This is a genomic window from Streptomyces sp. NPDC049577, from assembly GCF_040675635.1.
GTDB lineage: Bacteria > Actinomycetota > Actinomycetes > Streptomycetales > Streptomycetaceae > Streptomyces.
This window is the reverse complement of the sequence record NZ_JBFAPH010000106.1, coordinates 1-18,418: the sequence shown is the minus strand read 5'-3', so window position 1 is coordinate 18,418 and position 18,418 is coordinate 1. Positions and strand designations below refer to the sequence as shown.

Below are 18,418 nucleotides of genomic sequence, written 5' to 3'. Positions count from 1 at the left end.
CGCGCACGATCATCGCCATGGCCTCGTCCTCGGACAGACCGCGGCTCATCAGGTAGAAGAGCTGGTGGTCGCCGTTCCTCGCGTGCTTCGCGGCCGGGTCGATGGGTTCCGAGCTGCCCGACGCCGACTTCTACCGCCAGGCCCGCCTCCACGGCGGCCTCGCCTACACGCCGGAGTCCCTCCGCCGGATCTTCTCCGGCCTCACCGAGGTCGAGCTGCGCCGCATGCACGACGAGGACCCCCAGTCCCCGTGGTTCGGGGAGGACTTCCTCTGGACGGCCCTCTTCCGCCGCAGGTGACGGCGGCGGTCAGTCGGCCGAGGCCATGAAGGCCAGCATCCGGCGGTTGACCTCGTCCGCGTGGTCGATCTGGGGGCCGTGGCCCGTGTTCGAGACGATCTCGGCCCGGGCCCCCGGCACCAGGCGCGGTACGCGCTCCACCTGCCGGCGCGGGTGGACCAGGAGGCTCCGCTTGCCGAGCACCAGGTAGAGCGGGGTGCGGATGCTGGCCAGTTCCTCCTCCGACAGAGGCAGCGGGGCCGGGCGGCGGATGCGGTAGGCCCGGACGCCCAGCCTGACCATCGTGCGCAGCTCCGGCATGACGAGGACCGGCTGCTCCAGCCAGGCTGCCAGCCGTGGGCGCAGCGCCTTGGGCGCGAACGTCGCGAACAGGCTGACGAAGATCCAGACGAAGAACCGCAGCCCCACCTTCTCCAGGCCGCCCGGGTCGAGCAGGGTGACCGACGCCAGCCGGCCCGGCCGCCGGTGCGCCTGGTTCAGCGCGAGCCATCCGCCGTAGGACGAACCGACCAGGTGCACACGGTCCAGACCGAGTCCGGCGAGCGTCTCGTCCAGCCACTGCGCGGCCCGTTCGGGCTGATGGATGGCCTCCCGCTGCACGCTGCGGCCCGGGTCGCCCGGGGTGTCGATCGCGTAGACCGGGCGATCCGCGCTCAGCGCCGGCGTGTTCGGGTACCACATCGCCGAACAGCTGCCGGCCCCGTGCACCATCACGACCGGCGTGCGGGACTCCCCGGACGGGTCGTCCGGGCCGTAGCGGTAGACGTGCGTCGTCCCGTAGCTCGTCTCCACGTCCTTCTCCCCGACCGCCGGCGCGCCCATGGCGTAGAGCGCGTCGCACGCCGCGAAGTACCGCTCTCGCAGGTCGTCGTTCACATACCGGCCGACGTCGGGCCGGGCGCGCTCGCGGGTCCTGGTCTCGGGCATGGGAAAGCCACCTCCGAATGCGATCACTTGTTCGTGATACGACCGTACCATCAACCTGATACAGCTGTACCATGAAGGCCGCCAGCCCGGCGTACGGGCGGCAGCGGCACAACCGAGGAGCGGAGGCGCGACAAGATGCCGAAGCGCGTGGACCACGCAGAACGGCGTACCGAGATCGCCGAAGCACTCCTCCGGGTCGCGGGGCGACGCGGACTCCACGCCGTGGGCATGCGCGACGTGGCCGCGGAGGCGGGCGTGTCCCTGCGGCTGGTGCAGTACTACTTCGAGACGAAGGAGAAGCTGCTGCTCCACGGCCTGCGGCATCTGACCGAGCGGTTCGGGGAACGGGTCACCGCCCGGGTCCGGGCCGCCGGCGACAACCCGGGCCCCCGCGCGGTGATCGAGGCGCTCCTGATGGCGTCCCTGCCGACCGACGAGGAGAGCCGCACCTTCCACCTCGTCTACACCTCGTACGCGGTGCTGTCCGTCACCGACGAGGCGCTCGCCGACCAGCCCTTCATCCGCGACCCCGACACCGCGGAGAACACCGTGGCCGAACTCCTGACCCAGGCCCAGGAGTCGGGTCTCACCCGGCCCGGGCTGGACGCGCGCGTGGAGGCGATCAGCCTGCTGGCCATGTCGGCGGGGCTGGGCACCAGCATCCTCGTCGGCCAGCGCAGCCCGCGGTCCGCCGCGGAAGTCCTGGAGCGCCACCTGGACCGTATCTTTCAGTGATGCAAAAGATCCTGGTGAGCGCCTGCCTGCTGGGCAGCCGCGTGCGGTACGACGGCGGCGCGAAGCGACTGGACCACGAACTCCTTGCCCGCTGGCGGGCCGAGGGGCGCCTCGTCGCGTTCTGCCCCGAGACGGCCGGCGGCCTGCCCGTGCCGCGGTCGCCCGCCGAGATCGTCGGCGGGGACGGCGCGGCGGTCCTGGACGGCACCGCCCGGGTACTCACCGCGACCGGGGAGGACGTCACCGGCCCCTTCGTCCTCGGCGCCCACAAGGCACTGGAGGCGGCACGCGCGGCCGGTGCCCGCATCGCGCTGCTGAAGGAATCCAGCCCGTCCTGCGGGAGCCTCCGCGTCTACGACGGCGCCTTCACGGCGACCCGCGTCCCCGGCCACGGCGTCACGACCGCGCTGCTGCGGCGAGCGGGCATACGGGTCTTCGGGGAGGACCGGCTCTCCGACGCGGCAGCCTGTCTGGACGACCGGCCCTAGACGGTGACCCCGTACCTCGCCGCCGCCGTGCGCGGCGCGAGCTCGAACCAGAGCGTCTTGCCGCCGCACGGGCCGAAGACGTGCCGGTCGTAGGCGTATCCGCCCCAGTTGTCGGCACACAGCCGCAGCAGAAGCAGCCCGCGCCCCGCCTCGCTGTCCGGGTCGTGCACCTGCGGGGCGGATTCCTCCGGGCCGAACTGCGGCGGTACATGCGGGTTGGTGTCCCACACGCTCACCCGCAGCCGGCCGTCCTCCCACCCTTGCAGCCGCAGCGAGCAACGGCCGTTGGTGTGCACGTAGGCGTTGGTGACCAGCTCGCAGGCGAGCAGCTCCGCCGTTTCGGCGACCTTGGCCATGCCGTGTCTGCCGAGGACGCTGCGCAGCGTCACCCGCGCGATCGCGGGTGCGTGCGGCTCGTGCGGCAGTTCGAGGGTGTACGACCAGGGGCGCTGCGGCGATACGGTGGCCATGGAAGTCTCCTGGCGGGAGGCAGAGTTGAATCACTCGCGGGGTCGGCGAGTGGCTTGGCTCACACGCTAGCGGGGCGCGTATAAGTTGTGTGCCGCATTGGGCGCAGATCTTACTTCTGCACCCTTACGGGTGACGATCACGCGCTGTGTACGAACGAGAGAGAACGCGGATGCCGGTCAGAAACTTCGCAACAGCCCGCCAACTCCGCCTGGGCGCCGAGCTGCGCAAACTCCGTGAGCACGCAGGCGTCTCGTCGACCGAGGCGGGCCGGCTGCTGGGCACCAGCCAGGCCCAGATCAGCAACATCGAGGCGGGCCGCGTCGGCGTCAGCGCGGAACGGGTCCGCGCGATGGCGCGCAACTACAGCTGCACGGACCAGGCGTTGATGGACGCGCTGGCCGGAATGGCGACGGAACGGACCCACGGCTGGTGGGCCGAGTATCGGGAGACGCTCCCGACCAGCCTGCTCGACCTGGCGGAGGCCGAACACCACGCGACGGCACTGCGTGTGGCTCAGGTCATCACCATCCCCGGGCTTCTGCAGACGCCTGAGCACGCCCGGGCCATCTTCCGTGAATTCGTCCCACAGCTAATGCCGCACGAGGTGGAGTACCGGGTCTCTCACCGCATCAAGCGACAGTCGATCCTGTTTCGCGATGCGCCACCGCAGTACACGGCGATCATCCACGAGGCGGCCCTGAGGATGCAGTTCGGGGGGCCTGACACAGCTAGGGCGCAGCTCGCACATGTCATCGCCATGAGCGAGCGAGACGGCATCACCATCGCTGTCATTCCGTTCGGTGGCACGACCTTCCCCGTGTCCGGCCACGGAGTCGATTATCTGTGCGGGCGAGTCAGGCCACTGGACACCGTCCATCTCGACGCCGCTCATGGCGGACGATTCGTTGACGCGGGAGCCAGCCTGGAGCGCTTCCGCTTGATGCTGGACCGCATGGAAAGCGTGGCACTCAGCCCCCATGAGTCCCGCGAACTGATCCACCGCATCGCCAAGTCGATTTGAATGGAATCCCGGTGACCACCCTTAGCTGGCAAATGTCCACCTACTGCGAGGCGGGTTCGTCGTGCGTCGGCATCGCCGCAAGCGGCGCGATCCACCTCCGCGAAAGCGACGACCCCCACGTCATCGTCACCGCCCGCGCCGAAGGCCTGGGCACCCTCATATCCCACATCAAGTCCGGCAGATTGAACCGTCCTACCTGACGGTCCAGCAAGGCGCCCCCGCCGGAGGCGGCTCTCTCAGTACCCACTCCGACCGGTCCGCCGTCGGGTCCCAGTACCGCACGTCCCCGTAGCAGAAGCCGTACGCCCAGTGCTCCGGCAGCTCGTGGCCGATCAGGTCGGGCCATTCGGAGAAGGACAGGTCTCCCCACGCGTCGTTGACGCGTGCCACCGCCTCCGCCCGGGAGATCCCGCATTCGTCGACCATCACGTCGACGATCTCATGCAGATACTCCTCCGCCTCGGCCGTCGCCGGCATGAGAAAGACGCTCACGGCCGAACCGCCAGAGCCGTCGGCGGGACCCCCCGCGCCTCCAGCCTGGACCGGAGTTCCGCCTCCTGTTCCCGTGTGACGGAGATCCACAGGGACGTTCCCGAGTCACCGGCGCTGAAGACCAACCGGCCCTCCCGCCGGCCCTCGGCACCGATCGTGTACGGGGCCAGGTCCGACAGCACCTCGAACTGCTCGTCGTCGCGGACGTCGATGTCGATCCCCATCCCGGGATCGGCGCGCCGGGAGCGCGTACCGTTCGCGGCCTCCTGAGCGGCCAGGGCCAGCGCCCGCTCGTACGAGCGCAGCACCGACGGCGGCCACTCGTCGTCGCTGTAGGCGTCGACAAGCGCCGCGTCGATGTCGGGGCGCCGCACCCGGAGCGCTTCGCGATGAACGGCCACGGCATCCGCGGCGCTCAATCCGTCCACAGCCACGAGTTCGCGGCGTGGGACAACGTCCTGACTGATCACAGGGAGGACGTTCTCACATCGATAATGACGTCATGATCGACAGGCATCTGCGCGTGGTACTGGCCGAGGACTCCGTCGTTCTCCGTGACGGCATGGTCGAGTTGCTGGGTGCCCGCGGATGCGAGGTCGTGGCCACCGCCGGGACGGCGCCCGAGCTGCTCGCCGCGGTGGACGGGCACCGGCCCGACGTGGCCGTGGTGGACATCCGGATGCCGCCCACGCACACCGACGAGGGCATTCGCGCCGCCGTCGAGATCCGTGCGCGGACACCCGAGGTCGGCATCCTGGTCTTCTCGCAGCACGTCGAGGCCGCCTGGGCCTCCCGGCTGCTGGCGGACGGTGCGGCGGGCATCGGGTACCTGCTGAAGGAACGCGTCGCCCGAACCTCCGAGTTCGTGGACGCGCTGCACCGGGTCGCCGGCGGGGGCACGGCCCTCGACCCGGAGGTGGTCAACCAGCTGATGCGCGGTGGACGCCGCAGCCGGGTGGACGCCCTGACGCCGCGCGAGCGCGAGGTGCTGGAGCTGATGGCACAAGGCCACTCCAACCGTTCCATCGCCGCGCTGCTCTTCGTGTCGGAGCGGGCGGTGGAGAAGCACGTCGCGGCCGTCTTCACCAAGTTCGGCCTGCTGGCGACGGAGGCCGACAACCGGCGGGTGAAGGCCGTCCTCGCCTACCTGGCCGAAAGCGGCGGTTGAGCCTCACAGCCGGGCCGGCAGCTCGGCGGTGACCACGGTGGGGCCGCCGGGCGGGCTGTCGAGGCGCAGGACGCCGTCCACCGCCGCGAGCCGCTCGGCGAGACCGGTCAGGCCGGTGCCGGCGCCGAGCGCCGCGCCGCCGCGGCCGTCGTCCCGCACGACCAGGCGGACGCGGCCGTCGGCCGCGCTCGCCGCGAGCCCGGCCGAGCGGGCACCGCTGTGCTTGGCGACGTTGGTGAGCAGCTCGGCGGCACAGAAGTAGACCGCCCGTTCGACCACGGGGTCCGGGCGTTCCCGCAGGTCCAGGCGGACGGTCACGGGCACCGGCGAGGTGGCGGTGAGCCCCGGCAACGCCTCCCCGAGGCCGCCGTCCAGCGCCACCGGGTGAATGCCCCGGGTGAGCCGCCGCAGCTCGGCGATGGTCTCGTCGGTCTGGCCGCGGGCGCGGTTCACCAGGGTGCGCAGCCGCCCGGTGTCCGGGCCGGCGACGGAGGCGAGCGCGTCCTCGGCCAGCGAGAGCGTGATGGCCAGGGCGACCAGCCTGGCCTGGGTGCCGTCGTGCAGGTCGCGCTCCAGGCGGCGGAGCTGGTCGGTGTTGTCCGCGAGCAGGGTGGCGCGGGCGGTCTCCAGCTCCCGAACGCGCTGCTGGGCACGCGCCGGGCCGAGCAGCAGCCGGGCGAGCCGCCGGTTTGCCCCGCTCAGCGCCCGGATCGCGCCGGGCACCGCGGACAGCAGGACCAGGCCCAGCGCAGGGGAGGCGGCGTCCAGCCAGATGGCCGGCCGGGGGCCCGGTTGCAGGAGGCGCACCCAGAGCGGACAGCCGATCAGCCAGCCGCAGCCGAGGGGAAGCACCAGGGCGGCGACGAAGCCGAGCACGCCGAGCGGCAACCGCAGCACCAGATAGAGCAGCGTCCGCCAGGCGACCGGGTCGGTCAGCACGGCGCGGCCACGGGCGACGGCGCCCGCCGGGCGGGGCAGGCCGGCCGGGGCCTCGACGCGCTCGCCGAGCAACCGGCCGACCAGCCGCCGGTGCAGCGCGCCGAGTCCACGCGCGCCCAGCAGCGCGGCGACCACGAACGGCAGGCCGAGCACGGTGAGCGAGAGCAGCGCCCCCGCGTACAGCACGGCGAGCGCGTAGACGCCGCCGAGCAGCGCGAGCGGCAGCCCGGCGACGGCGAAGACCCACTCGCCGCCCCGGACGGAGAAGTACCGCCGCCCCTCAGTCATCAGCACCCAGCCTTCGCCGCAGGTACCCGGCCGACGCCCACTCACCGGCCGCCCTCGGCCACCAGCTCCGCCGCCGCCCCGCGAACCGCCCGCACCCCCGTGGCCATGATGGCCGGAACAGTCAGCGCCACCGCCCCCGCCACGATCCACCAGCAGCTGTCCGCAGGGACGACCGGCACAGCCGACCCCGTCGCCGCCCTGCTGAACGCCGCCGACGCCGTGCCCGCGACCGTCGCGCCGAGCACGAGGCCCACGGCCGCGGTCAGCAGTGCCTCCAGGCTCAGCGCGCGCAGCAGTTGCGACCGGGTCGCGCCGACCAGCCGCAGCAGCGCGAACTCGCGGCGCCGGCCGGCGGTCACGGCGACCAGCGTGTTGATGGTGGAGACGGCGGCGAAGCAAACCAGCAGCGCCAGCTCGGCCTGGCGCAGCCAGACGTCCGTGGCGGAGGTGGCGCTGGTCGCCGTCGTGGCCGTCGTCGCCGTCGTCGCGGTCAGGCTCGCGGCGTGCCCGGCGGTACAGGTCATGATCACCATGGTGCCGGACAGCCCCACGAGCAGCGCGACCGGCACCACGGCGGACGACAGCCGCCGCGCGTACCCGCGCAGGTTGGCGTCGGCCAGCCAGCCCGCCCCGGGTGCCAGGGCCCGTACCGGCGCGCCCAGCACGGCCGCCAGGACCCGCGCCACGAGCGGCCCGGCCAGGGCGACCGCGACCAGCAGCACCAGCGAGCCGAACAACGCCGCCTGCCCCGCCTTGTCCATCTGCTCCGCCGGCCGGGTCGCGGCCAGCCGCAGCAGCAGGCCGCCGCCCACCAGCGCGCCGATTCCGGCGATCAGGCGTGGCGCACCCGTCCGCCCGTGCTCGGTCGAGCTCGCGGTGAGGGCGGCCGCGGGCGCGATCCGGGAGATCCGCCGGGCCGCGACGGCCGAGGCCACCAGCCCGACGACGAGCGCCGCGGCCAGCGCGACCAGCATCGGCACCGGTGTTCCCGGCACCCGCACGCCCGGCGCCGCCATTCCCCGCCGCTGGAGCTCGGCGAGGAAGCGGCGGGCCGCCACCGCGCCGGCGGCCCAGCCCGGCGCGGCCACCAGCAATGTGGTCGCGACGACCTGGCCCCGGACCAGCCGCCGCGCCTGACGGGGCGTCGCCGCGATCGTGCGCAACAGGGCCAGTTCGCGGTGCTGCCGGCGCAGGGCGAAGCCCAGCGCGTTGACCACGACGAAGAACGCGACCAGCACGGCGATCTCACCGAACGCCCCGGCGATCACCGCCAGTCCGGGCCCGGCGGCCGCCTTCCGGACGGCCGCGGGCGTGGTGGCATCGGCGGCGAAGAGCGAGCCGAACAGCGTCACGGTGGCGATGGCGAGGAAGAGCGCGACCGCCAGGCCGGCGAAGGCGGCCGGACGCCGGCGCAGCTGCCCGAGGGCGATCGAGGCGATCGAGGTCATCGAAGTCATCGCGCTCACCCGCCCAGCCTGCTCAGGCGTTCGCCGACCTGGGCGGCGGTGGGCCGGTCGAGCTCGTCCACCACCACGCCGTCGGCGAGCAGCAGCACCCGGTCCGCGTACCCGGCGGCGACCGGGTCGTGGGTCACCATCACACAGGTCCGGCCGTCCCGGTCCACACCGGCGCGCAGCAGGGCGAGGATCTCGTGGCCGGTGGCCCGGTCGAGCGCGCCGGTCGGCTCGTCGGCGAACAGCACCTCGGGGCGGGAGACCAGCGCCCGGGCGATCGCCACGCGCTGCTGCTGACCGCCGGACAGCTGCCCGGGCCGGTGCCGCTCGCGCCCGGCCAGTCCCACCCGGGCGAGCGCGTCCAGCACCCGGCCCCGGTCGGGCCGCTCGCCGGCCAGCCGGCCGGGGAGCTCGACGTTCTGCGCGACCGTCATCGCCGGCATCAGGTTGAACGCCTGGAACACGAACCCGACCCGGCTGCGCCGCAGCTCCGCCAGCCGCCGCTCGGGCAGCCGGGACACCTCCGTACCGCCCCACCAGACGGAGCCCCGGGTGGGCCGGTCCATCCCCGCCAGACAGTGCAGCAGGGTGGTCTTGCCGGAGCCCGACGGGCCCATCACCGCCGTGAACGTCCCGGGCGCGAGGGCCACCGACACCCCGCGCAACGCCCGCACGGCGGCACTGCCACGCCCGTACTCACGATGCAGGTTCTCCGCCCGGGCGGCGGTTGCCGTCCCGGTGTCCGTCGCTGTCTCAGCCATGCGTTCATCCTCGGCGGACGGCGCCCGGCGATCGATCGTGCGGGCCCCCGGACCGGGGGTGCGGGAAACCGAACCCCTTGCCGGGGGATCGCGGCGAACGCGTCGGTCGCGGTGACCGTGGATGCCTCCGGAGCCTCGCCGCGGTGGCTCGCCACGGTGGCTCGCCGCCATGGCGGCGGAAGATCTCACGCGCCTCGGCTCAGCGCATGATCAGGTGCCCCCGGCGGTACCGTTCCCCCTCGCACGGCTCGCGCAGCATCCGGCCGACCTCGACGAACCCGGCCTCGCCGGCCAGCGTCGCGAGCTCCTCGACCGGCCAGCGGTAGGCCGTCGTCACCTTGTGGTCGAACGGCGTGACCGGCTCGCCCTCCGACTCGAAGAAGGCCAGCAGGAGAGGGCCGCCGGGCGCGAGCACCCGCCGGAATTCGGCCAAGTACGACGGCACGTACCGCGGTGGGGTGTGGATGACCGAGTACCAGGACACGATGCCGCCCAGCTCGCCGTCGGCCAGGTCCAGGGCGTCCATGGAACCGACCTCGAACCGCAGGTCCGGGTAGGTCGCGCGAGCGATGTCGATCAGCGCCGGGGACAGGTCGACGCCGAGGACGTCCAGCCCGAGGTCCCGCAGGAGCGCGGTCACCTGCCCGGGACCGCACCCCAGCTCGGCGACGGGCCCGGCATCGCCGGCCCGCGCGTACTCGGCGAACGCCGCGAGCACCGCGCGGTCCAGCGGAAGCGGGTCGAGCGCGTTGCGGGCGAAGGCGGCGTACCGGTCCGCCAGGGCGTCGTAGGCGTATGCTGTCGCACTCAGGTGCGAGGAGGCTTCGGTCACGAGCGAGGACCCTAGCCGGACACGACGGCGGCCGTGGGCCGGCCGCCGTCGCGCCGGTCCGCCGTTTGCCAGCGCATCACCCCCGCGCTAGGCCGTCTCGTACGCGGCCAGCCCGCTCTTGAGCTCCACGAGCGTCTTCTCCGCCAGGTCGTGCAGGAACTCCGGGCAGACCCACGCGTCCAGCGGCTCGTACTCCTGGTCCGCCTCGCCCTCCTCGTCCTTCTCGTCCCAGCCGTCGTACTCCGAGATCTCGGCCCGGCCGCCGGGGCTGCGCAGCAGGTAGCCGACCTGGTTCGTCCAGTCCGGGTCGCCGGTGTCGGGGTGCTCGCCGGGGGCGTGGGTGCAGGGGCGGTCGTCCAGCAGGGAAACGGCCTTCTCGATCCCCTCGATCATCGCGTCCAGCACCCCGCGGTCCGTGATCCTCTCCGAGGTCGCGTACCAGCACGTGGCGTTCATGGTGACGAGGTAGCCGGCCAGCTCGCCACGGGTGGGAAGGTACGGGTGGTCCTCGGCCTCGTCGGTGAGCACCTCGTGCGGGTCGCAGTAGGGGTAGTCGTTCACGATGCCCGAGAGGGTCCTGATGTAACTGCGGTGGTGCTCCGGCGCCCCCACCGGTATGCGGCGCACCGTGAAGGGGGCGATCACGTCCACCGCGACCCGGGCCCACCCCGCCACGTTGACCGGGCACAGCACCTGCTCGTCAGCCGTGGTCAGCAGCCCGGTGTCGAACGTCCAGATGTCGTCCTCCAGCAACCCCACCTGGGCCTCGTACGGGTGCTCCTCGTGCTCGCACGGGCGTCCGCCCAGTTCCTTCGCCGCGGCGCGCAGGGCGGCGAGGGCCGCCTCCTCGGCCGCCCGCTCCGGGCGCCAGGCCAGATAGCCCGACAGGGCGACCAGCCCCGCCACCCACACGTGGGCGTGCTTCCCGCCCGGGTCGGCGGCGAGGCCGCTCGCGCACTGCATGACGAGCGGGTCCGCCTGCTGTGCCGGGGAGTTCCTGGCGATGCGCCGCCAGGCGTCGGCGAGCTGGTCCGGGGCGGGGGTGAGGTCGGTCGTGTCGATCATGATGTGCACGACGACGGCCGGACCCCCGCGGTTCCGGCACGCTTGCGGTAGGTCTGGGACGCCGGGGGGCCGTACGCCTCCACCGGGACGTCCCGGACCTACCGCAACCGGAAAGCCACCCAGGCAGGGTCGGCTGGCTGGAGATGCCGAAGGCGCGGCGCGCCTCGCCGTACCACGGTGCCCGGCGCCGGCCGTCGCAGAGCCCGTTCCATGTCCACCTGCGAGAACGTCACCGAGTCACGCGCTCGTAGTCCTGCGCACGCAGCTGCGCTGCCGTGCCGTCAGTCCCAGCGCCCCGAGCGCCCCAGGAGCAGGGCCGTGGCCGCCGTGCCGGCCGTGGACGTGCGGAGCACGCTCGCGCCCAGGCGGTACGGGCCCGCACCCGCCTCCGCGAAGACGGCGAGTTCCTCGGGCGAGACGCCACCCTCGGGGCCGACGACGAGGACGATGTCACCGGCGGGCGGCAGCTGGGCCGTGGCGAGCGGGGTGCTGCCCTCCTCGTGGAGGACGGCGGCGAAGTCCGCCCCGGCGAGGAGCTCGGCCACCTGTCGCGTCGTCATGAGGTCGGCCACGGAGGGGAAGCGGAGGCGGCGCGACTGCTTGCCGGCCTCGCGGGCCGTCGAGCGCCACTTGCCGAGGGACTTCAGGCCGCGCTCGCCCTTCCACTGGGTGACGCAGCGCGAGGCCGCCCAGGGGACGACCGCGTCGACGCCCGTCTCCGTCATGGTCTCGACGGCGAGTTCGCCGCGGTCGCCCTTGGGCAGGGCCTGTACGACCGTGATGCGCGGCTGCGGCTCCGGCTCGGAACGGACGGTGGTGACGGATACGTCGAGGCGGTCCTTGCCCTCGACGGCGGCCACCGTGCCGTACGCGCCGGTGCCGGCGCCGTCCGTGAGGACGATCTCCTCGCCGACGCGCAGCCGGCGCACGGAGACGGCGTGACGGCCCTCGGGGCCGTCGAGGGAGAAGACCGTGCCGGGGAAGACGCCGGTGAGGGCGTCCTCTTCGACCACGAAGACCGGCGCTGTCATGAAGGCTCACTCTCTCGGATGGATCGCGTCGACGCCGCCTGCGCGGCCGCCAGTTCGGCGACCAGCGTGCCGACCAGTTCTGCCGCCGGCAGCGTCCGGGCCAGCCGGTGGCCCTGCCCCGCCCACAGGTTCATCGCCTGCGGGTCCCCGGCCGCCGCGGCCGCCTTGCGCAGGCCCGCGGTCAGATAGTGGACCTGCGGGTACGCGGCGGGGGCGTACGGGCCGTGCTCGCGGATGAACCGGTTCACCAGACCGCGGGCCGGGCGGCCGGAGAAGGCCCGGGTCAGCTCGGTGCGGACGAACAGCGGGTCGGTCAGGGCCTGTTTGTGCAGGGGGTGGGCGCCGGACTCGGGGCAGGGCAGGAAGGCCGTGCCGAGCTGGGCGGCGCGGGCGCCGGCCGCGAGGACGGCGGCGATGTCGGCGCCGCGCATCAGCCCGCCGGCGGCCATGAGCGGCAGCGGCACGCTCTCCCGGACCTGGGCGAGGAGCGCGAGCAGCCCGAGGCCCGCACCCGCGCCGTCGGCGTGCGGGTCGTCGTGGTGGGTGCCCTGGTGGCCGCCGGCCTCCACGCCCTGGACACACAGGGCGTGCGCGCCGGCCTCATGGGCGGCGAGCGCCTCGTCGGCCGAGGTCACGGTGACGACCGTGAACGTACCGGCACGGGCGAGCGCGTCGAGGTCCGCGGGCGAGGGGCAGCCGAAGGTGAACGAGACGACCGGGACGGGGTCGTCGAGGAGGATCGCCAGCTTGGCGTCGTACGCGTCGTCGGCACTGCGGTCCCAGTCGCCCAGCGGGGTCTCGTACCAGGTGGCCTCGCCGGCCAGCTGCTCGGCGTACACCTCGACGGCGGCCGGGTCGGCGGCCGGGGGCTGCGGCATGAACAGGTTGACGCCGAAGGGGCGGGCGGTACGGGCGCGGAGCTGCTTGATCTCCTCGTACATGGCGGCCGGGGTCTTGTAGCCGGCGGCGAGGAAACCGAGGCCTCCGGCGTCGGAGACGGCCGCGGCGAGGGACGGGGTCGAGGCACCGCCGGCCATGGGGGCCTGCACGATCGGGTGCGGGAACTCGAAGGCCATGAGCACATCGTGTCACGTTTCCCCCGGGGGCTCGGCCCCCATGAACGCCGGACGGGCCGGTGTGCACCGGCCCGTCCGTCACAGCGAATCGCTCAGCGCCCGTTGAACGCGTCCTTCAGCCGCGAGAACAAGCCCTGCTGGCCCGGCTCACTGTGCCCGCCCGGGGGACAACCCCCGAACCCCCGGCCGCGCGCCTACCGTCCGTTGAACGCGTCCTTGAGTCGCGAGAACAGCCCCTGCTGGCCCGGCTTGAACTCGCCCAGCGGGCGCTCCTCGCCGCGCATCTTCGCGAGCTGGCGCAGGAGTTCCTCCTGCTGCGGGTCGAGCTTGGTCGGGGTGGTGACCTCGACGTGGACGACGAGGTCGCCCCGGCCGCCGCCGCGCAGGTGGGTGACGCCGCGCTGGTGGAGCGGGATGGACTGGCCGGACTGGGTGCCCGGGCGGATGTCGATCTCCTCGACGCCGTCGAGCGTCTCCAGCGGCACCTTCGTGCCCAGCGCGGCCGCGGTCATGGGGATGCTGACCGTGCAGTGCAGGTCGTCGCCGCGGCGCTGGAAGACCGGGTGCGGCTTTTCGTGGATCTCCACGTACAGATCGCCGGCCGGGCCGCCGCCGGGACCGACCTCGCCCTCGCCGGCGAGCTGGATGCGGGTGCCGTTGTCGACACCGGCGGGGATCTTGACGGTGAGGGTGCGGCGGGAGCGGACCCGGCCGTCGCCGGCGCACTCCGGGCACGGGGTGGGCACGACCGTGCCGAAGCCCTGGCACTGCGGGCAGGGGCGGGAGGTCATGACCTGGCCCAGGAAGGACCGGGTGACCTGGGAGACCTCGCCGCGGCCACGGCACATGTCACACGTCTGGGCGGACGTGCCGGGGGCCGCGCCCTCGCCGCTGCAGGTGCCGCAGACGACGGCGGTGTCGACCTGGATCTCCTTGGTCGTGCCGAAGGCGGCCTCGTTGAGGTCGACCTCGATACGGATCATGGCGTCCTGGCCGCGCCGCGTGCGCGAGCGCGGGCCGCGCTGGGCGGCCTGGCCGAAGAACGCGTCCATGATGTCGGAGAAGTTGCCGAAGCCGGCGCCGAAGCCGCCGGCGCCCGCACCCGCGCCGCCCGAGGCGGACAGCGGGTCCCCGCCGAGGTCGTAGACCTGCTTCTTCTGCGGGTCGGAGAGCACCTCGTAGGCGGCGTTGATCTCCTTGAACCGCTCCTGCGTCTTCGGGTCCGGGTTCACATCCGGGTGCAGCTCGCGCGCGAGACGGCGGAAGGCCTTCTTGATCTCGTCCTGCGAGGCGTCACGCCGTACACCCAGGACCGCGTAGTAGTCCGTCGCCACTTACGACTCCGCCAGGATCTGTCCGACGTAACGTGCCACTGCGCGTACCGCTCCCATCGTTCCGGGGTAGTCCATGCGGGTCGGTCCGACCACGCCGAGTTTGGCGACTGCCTCGTCGCCCGAACCGTAGCCGACGGCGACGACCGATGTGGAGTTCAGACCCTCGTGGGCGTTCTCATGACCGATGCGCACGGTCATGCCGGGGTCCCTGGTCTCGCCGAGCAGCTTGAGCAGGACGACGTGCTCCTCCAACGCTTCCAGCACGGGCCGGATCGTCAGCGGGAAGTCATGCCCGAATCGGGTGAGATTGGCGGTGCCGCCGATCATCAGCCGCTCCTCCGTCTCCTCGACCAGCGTCTCCAGGAGGGTCGCCAGCACGGTGGAAACGGTTCCGCGGTCGTCCTGCTCGAAGGATTCCGGGAGGTCCTGCACCAGTCGCGGCACATCCGTGAAGCGGCGGCCGACGACCCGGCTGTTGAGCCGGGCCCGCAGGTCGGCCAGCGACTGCTCGCTGACCGGCGCGGGGCAGTCGACCATGCGCTGCTCGACCCGGCCCGTGTCCGTGATGAGCACGAGCATGATGCGGGACGGGGAGAGCAACAGCAGCTCCACATGGCGCACGGTCGAACGCGTCAGCGACGGGTACTGCACGACCGCGACCTGCCGGGTCAGCTGCGCCAGCAGCCGGACGGTGCGCGCCACGACGTCGTCCAGGTCGACCGCGCCGTCCAGGAAGTTCTGGATGGCGCGCCGCTCGGCGATCGACAGCGGCTTGACGTCGGCCAGCTTGTCGACGAAGAGGCGGTAGCCCTTGTCGGTCGGGATGCGGCCGGCGCTGGTGTGCGGCTGGGCGATGAAGCCCTCGTCCTCCAGGGCGGCCATGTCGTTGCGCACGGTGGCCGGGGAGACGCCGAGCTTGTGCCGCTCGGTGAGGGCCTTGGAGCCGACCGGCTCCTCGGTGCCCACGTAGTCCTGGACGATGGCGCGCAACACCTCGAGCCTGCGTTCGCTCAGCATCGCGCGCACCTCCAGTCCAGCGGGTCCAGCAGTCGTACGGGGTTCTCCAGGACCTCTTCCTTTGGCACTCAGTGGTCACGAGTGCCAGAACCCGTTGCCAGTGTACGGCCGGTCACCACGACGAGGGCAAGGGCCGTCCTCGTCACGGGCGGTCCGGACCGCCGTCCGGCCGGGCAACGGTACTCCTCTCCGGCTAGCGTCTGCCCCATGGAACACGACGGGGTACGTGAGGGTGCTCACGGCTGGGAGCGGCTGGCGCCGGGCGTCGCCCGCCGCAGGCTGCCGGGCTGGGACGCCACGGTCGGCGCGATCGCGGGCGGGACGGGCCTGATGGTCGTGGACACCGGCTCCTCACTGCGGGAGGGCGTGGAGATCCGCTGCGAGGTGACCGCGCTCTTCGGGCGCGAACCGGTGGAGACGGGCAGCCACGCAGTGACGCATATCGCACTCACCCACCCCCATTTCGATCACATCCTGGGGACCGCCGCCTTCTCGGGCGTGCAGGTGTACGGGGCCGTCGGACTCGACGACATGCTGGCGCGCGAGCGCGACGAGGTGCGGTGGGACGCGGTACGGCACGGGGTTGACGCGGAGGAGGCGGCGGAGGCCGTCGATCTGCTCGTACGCCCGCAGCACACGGTCTCCGGCGAGGTCGCCGTGGACCTGGGCGGCGGCCGGCGCGTGCTGCTCGCCAACGTGGGCCCCGGGCACACCGCGTACGACCTCGCGGTGCTGGTGCCCGGCGGCGACGGGCCCGCCGTCGTCTTCTGCGGTGACCTCGTCGAGGAGTCCGGCGAACCGCAGGCCGGTCCGGACGCCCTCCCGCACGCCTGGCCAGCGGCCCTGGACCGGCTGCTGTCGCTGGGCGGCGAGGACGCGCTGTACGTGCCCGGGCACGGGGCCGTGGTGGATGCGGAGTTCGTGCGGAGGCAGCGTGACGCGTTGGCGGAGCGCTTCGGGGCGTCGTGACCGGCGCCGCGATCATGATCCACAATGGCGCGCATGCGGAGCAGCCGACAGTACGACCCTGATCTGACCCCGCCGTGGAAGCGGACGCAGCCGGTTCCCGAGGTCGCGGCCGAGCTCGACCTGGTGGTGGAGGAGGTCACGACCGGCTTCTGCGGGGCGGTCGTGCGGTGCGAGAAGACGGCGCAGGGGCCGGTGGTCACGCTGGAGGACCGCTTCGGCAAGTGCCGCGCCTTCCCGATGGAGCCGCGGGGCTTCCTGCTGGAGGGGAGGGTCGTCACGCTCGTACGGCCCTCGGCCGGGGTCCCTGCGGGACCGGCCCGTACGGCGTCCGGCTCGCTGGCTGTCCCCGGCGCCCGCGCCCGGGTCGCGCGGGCGGGCCGCATCTACGTCGAGGGGCGGCACGACGCGGAGCTCGTCGAACGGGTCTGGGGCGACGACCTGCGCATCGAGGGTGTGGTCGTGGAGTACCTGGAGGGCGTCGACGACCTCCCGGAGATCGTCCGGGCCTTCGGCCCCGGGCCGGACGCGCGGCTGGGCGTGCTGGTGGACCACCTGGTCCCGGGCTCGAAGGAGTCGCGCATCGCGGCGTCCGTCACGGACGAGCACGTGCTCGTCGTCGGGCACCCGTACATCGACGTGTGGGAGGCCGTGAAGCCGGCGTCGGTGGGGATTCCGGGGTGGCCCCGGGTGCCGCGGGGCGAGGACTGGAAACGAGGGGTGTGCCGGGCGCTGGGGTGGCCGGACCACACGGGGCGCGCGTGGGCGCGGATCCTGGGGTCGGTGCGGAGCTACAAGGACCTGGAGCCGGCGCTCCTCGGGAGGGTCGAGGAGCTCATCGACTTCGTGACCGCGTCAAGCGATTCCTGCCCCTGACCCGCCCCTTCCCGGTTCTTCGGGGGCCCAGCCCCCGACCCCCCGGTCCTCGAACGCCGGACGGGCCGAGTCCGCCCCGCTCAGTCGACCAGGTCCCGCACCACCGCGTCAGCCAGGAGCCGGCCCCGCAGGGTCAGGGCCGCGCGGCCCCGCGCGTAGGAGTCGGGGTCCAGGAGGCCCTCCGAGAGGGCTCGCTGCGCCGCGGCGGCGCCGGCCGGCTTCAGGAGGGAGAGGGGGCAGCCCTCCACCAGCCTCAGTTCCAGCAGGATGCGCTCCACCCGGCGGTCCTCCGCGGCAAGCACCTCGCGACCCGCCCCCGGCGAACGCCCCTCCGTGAGGGCCTGCGCGTAGGCGCCCGGGTGCTTGACGTTCCACCAGCGCACGCCGCCGACGTGGGAGTGCGCGCCCGGCCCCGCGCCCCACCAGTCCGCGCCGCGCCAGTAGAGCTCGTTGTGGCGGCAGCGGCCGGCGGGGGTGGTGGCCCAGTTGGAGACCTCGTACCAGCCGTAGCCCGCCCCGGAGAGCGCCTCTTCGGCGATCAGGTAGCGGTCGGCGTGCACATCGTCGTCCGTCATGGGCACCTCGCCGCGGCGGATGCGCCGGGCGAGCTGGGTGCCCTCCTCGACGATCAGGGCGTAGGCCGAGACGTGGTCGGGGCCGGCGCCGATGACCGCGTCGAGGGAGGCGCGCCAGTCGTCGTCGCTCTCCCCCGGGGTGCCGTAGATCAGGTCGAGGTTGACGTGTTCGAAGCCCGCCGCGCGTGCCTCGGCGACGCATGCCTCCGGGCGGCCGGGGGTGTGCGTGCGGTCGAGGATCTTCAGGACGTGCTGCCGGGCGCTCTGCATGCCGAAGGAGACGCGGTTGAAGCCGGCCTCCCGCAGTTCGGCGAGGTAGCGCGGGTCGACGGACTCGGGGTTGGCCTCGGTGGTGACCTCCGCACCCTCGGCCAGGCCGAACTCGTCGCGGATGGCGGCGAGCATGCGGCCCAGGTCGGCGGCGGGCAGCAGGGTGGGCGTGCCGCCGCCGACGAAGACGGTCTCGACCGGCCGGGGGTCGTCGCCGAGCACCTTCCGGGCCAGCCGGATCTCCTCGGCGACCGTCTCGGTAAAGCGGTACGCGAGCTGGGTTTAGAACGTCGTGAGACAGTTCGGTCCCTATCCGCTGTGCGCGTAGGAGTC

The 18,418-nt window shown here is 73.1% G+C and carries 21 protein-coding genes and 2 pseudogenes; 8 read left to right on the top strand and 15 right to left on the bottom strand.

The features are described 5' to 3' along the window. Window positions 1-49: hypothetical protein (locus AB0K09_RS14585; protein ID WP_366065702.1), on the bottom strand; the 49-nt coding region annotated here is incomplete at its 3' end. Between the two features lie 28 nt (window positions 50-77). On the opposite strand from AB0K09_RS14585, the pseudogene AB0K09_RS14580 reads away from it, so the two are divergent. Next, window positions 78-299 (top strand): annotated as a pseudogene (locus AB0K09_RS14580) (SAM-dependent methyltransferase); the annotation flags it as partial. A 9-nt stretch (window positions 300-308) separates the two neighbouring features. On the opposite strand, the gene AB0K09_RS14575 reads toward AB0K09_RS14580, so the two are convergent. Then, window positions 309-1,226, bottom strand: coding sequence for an alpha/beta fold hydrolase (locus AB0K09_RS14575; RefSeq protein WP_366065700.1), 918 nt, complete (start codon window positions 1,224-1,226; stop codon window positions 309-311). Window positions 1,227-1,361: 135 nt separating this feature from the next. Between AB0K09_RS14575 and AB0K09_RS14570 the strand changes: the two genes are divergently transcribed. Next, window positions 1,362-1,961, top strand: a complete 600-nt coding sequence (locus tag AB0K09_RS14570) for a TetR/AcrR family transcriptional regulator (protein WP_366065699.1) — start codon at window positions 1,362-1,364, stop codon at window positions 1,959-1,961. Beyond that, on the top strand, window positions 1,961-2,449 hold the full coding sequence (locus tag AB0K09_RS14565) for a DUF523 domain-containing protein (RefSeq protein WP_366065698.1): 489 nt from the start codon (window positions 1,961-1,963) through the stop codon (window positions 2,447-2,449). Before AB0K09_RS14570 ends, AB0K09_RS14565 begins: the two co-directional genes overlap by 1 nt. On the opposite strand, the gene AB0K09_RS14560 is transcribed toward AB0K09_RS14565, so the two are convergent. Further along, on the bottom strand, window positions 2,446-2,919 hold the full coding sequence (locus AB0K09_RS14560; protein ID WP_366065697.1) for an ATP-binding protein: 474 nt from the start codon (window positions 2,917-2,919) through the stop codon (window positions 2,446-2,448). The genes AB0K09_RS14565 and AB0K09_RS14560 overlap by 4 nt on opposite strands. A gap of 170 nt (window positions 2,920-3,089) precedes the next feature. On the opposite strand from AB0K09_RS14560, the gene AB0K09_RS14555 reads away from it, so the two are divergent. Together AB0K09_RS14555 and AB0K09_RS14550 are read left to right on the top strand one after the other, a co-directional pair. Next, complete coding sequence (locus tag AB0K09_RS14555) at window positions 3,090-3,941, top strand: helix-turn-helix transcriptional regulator (protein WP_366065696.1); 852 nt, start codon at window positions 3,090-3,092, stop codon at window positions 3,939-3,941. Between the two features lie 11 nt (window positions 3,942-3,952). Beyond that, on the top strand, window positions 3,953-4,141 hold the full coding sequence (locus tag AB0K09_RS14550; RefSeq protein ID WP_366065695.1) for a DUF397 domain-containing protein: 189 nt from the start codon (window positions 3,953-3,955) through the stop codon (window positions 4,139-4,141). Here the strand turns inward: AB0K09_RS14550 and AB0K09_RS14545 are convergent. Then, a complete protein-coding gene (locus tag AB0K09_RS14545) occupies window positions 4,134-4,433 on the bottom strand; it encodes a hypothetical protein (RefSeq protein WP_366065694.1) in 300 nt (99 codons plus the stop codon). The genes AB0K09_RS14550 and AB0K09_RS14545 overlap by 8 nt on opposite strands. Further along, a complete protein-coding gene (locus AB0K09_RS14540) occupies window positions 4,430-4,834 on the bottom strand; it encodes a hypothetical protein (RefSeq protein WP_366065693.1) in 405 nt (134 codons plus the stop codon). The genes AB0K09_RS14545 and AB0K09_RS14540 overlap by 4 nt, the downstream gene beginning before the upstream one ends. Window positions 4,835-4,935: 101 nt before the next feature. Here AB0K09_RS14540 and AB0K09_RS14535 point away from each other — a divergent pair, with 101 nt between their 5' ends. Next, on the top strand, window positions 4,936-5,601 hold the full coding sequence (locus tag AB0K09_RS14535; RefSeq protein ID WP_366065692.1) for a response regulator transcription factor: 666 nt from the start codon (window positions 4,936-4,938) through the stop codon (window positions 5,599-5,601). Window positions 5,602-5,604: 3 nt separating this feature from the next. On the opposite strand, the gene AB0K09_RS14530 is transcribed toward AB0K09_RS14535, so the two are convergent. The 9 genes from AB0K09_RS14530 to hrcA form a co-directional block, all read right to left on the bottom strand. Beyond that, window positions 5,605-6,828, bottom strand: coding sequence for a sensor domain-containing protein (locus tag AB0K09_RS14530; protein ID WP_366065691.1), 1,224 nt, complete (start codon window positions 6,826-6,828; stop codon window positions 5,605-5,607). A 41-nt stretch (window positions 6,829-6,869) separates the two neighbouring features. After that, window positions 6,870-8,267, bottom strand: a complete 1,398-nt coding sequence (locus AB0K09_RS14525) for an FtsX-like permease family protein (RefSeq protein ID WP_366065701.1) — start codon at window positions 8,265-8,267, stop codon at window positions 6,870-6,872. A gap of 23 nt (window positions 8,268-8,290) precedes the next feature. Then, complete coding sequence (locus AB0K09_RS14520; protein WP_366065690.1) at window positions 8,291-9,043, bottom strand: ABC transporter ATP-binding protein; 753 nt, start codon at window positions 9,041-9,043, stop codon at window positions 8,291-8,293. A gap of 199 nt (window positions 9,044-9,242) precedes the next feature. Then, window positions 9,243-9,875, bottom strand: coding sequence for a class I SAM-dependent methyltransferase (locus AB0K09_RS14515; protein ID WP_366065688.1), 633 nt, complete (start codon window positions 9,873-9,875; stop codon window positions 9,243-9,245). Window positions 9,876-9,962: 87 nt separating this feature from the next. Continuing rightward, a complete protein-coding gene (locus AB0K09_RS14510) occupies window positions 9,963-10,940 on the bottom strand; it encodes a hypothetical protein (protein WP_366065687.1) in 978 nt (325 codons plus the stop codon). Between the two features lie 281 nt (window positions 10,941-11,221). Beyond that, window positions 11,222-11,971, bottom strand: a complete 750-nt coding sequence (locus tag AB0K09_RS14505; protein ID WP_366065686.1) for a 16S rRNA (uracil(1498)-N(3))-methyltransferase — start codon at window positions 11,969-11,971, stop codon at window positions 11,222-11,224. Then, window positions 11,968-13,047, bottom strand: a complete 1,080-nt coding sequence (locus AB0K09_RS14500; RefSeq protein WP_366065685.1) for a nitronate monooxygenase — start codon at window positions 13,045-13,047, stop codon at window positions 11,968-11,970. Before AB0K09_RS14500 ends, AB0K09_RS14505 begins: the two co-directional genes overlap by 4 nt. A gap of 194 nt (window positions 13,048-13,241) precedes the next feature. Continuing rightward, a complete protein-coding gene (dnaJ, locus tag AB0K09_RS14495) occupies window positions 13,242-14,381 on the bottom strand; it encodes a molecular chaperone DnaJ (protein ID WP_366065684.1) in 1,140 nt (379 codons plus the stop codon). Beyond that, window positions 14,382-15,398 (bottom strand): heat-inducible transcriptional repressor HrcA, encoded by a 1,017-nt coding sequence (gene hrcA, locus AB0K09_RS14490; protein WP_366065683.1) that lies wholly within the window; start codon window positions 15,396-15,398, stop codon window positions 14,382-14,384. It lies immediately after the preceding gene. Window positions 15,399-15,605: 207 nt separating this feature from the next. Here hrcA and AB0K09_RS14485 point away from each other — a divergent pair, with 207 nt between their 5' ends. Together AB0K09_RS14485 and AB0K09_RS14480 are read left to right on the top strand one after the other, a co-directional pair. Further along, entirely contained in the window at window positions 15,606-16,367 is a 762-nt protein-coding gene (locus AB0K09_RS14485) for an MBL fold metallo-hydrolase (protein WP_366065682.1), read from the top strand. A gap of 33 nt (window positions 16,368-16,400) precedes the next feature. Then, on the top strand, window positions 16,401-17,240 hold the full coding sequence (locus tag AB0K09_RS14480) for a DUF3097 domain-containing protein (RefSeq protein WP_366065681.1): 840 nt from the start codon (window positions 16,401-16,403) through the stop codon (window positions 17,238-17,240). Window positions 17,241-17,320: 80 nt separating this feature from the next. Here AB0K09_RS14480 and AB0K09_RS14475 read toward each other — a convergent pair. Further along, window positions 17,321-18,343, bottom strand: a pseudogene (locus AB0K09_RS14475) (coproporphyrinogen-III oxidase family protein); the annotation flags it as partial. Window positions 18,344-18,418: the final 75 nt, after the last annotated feature.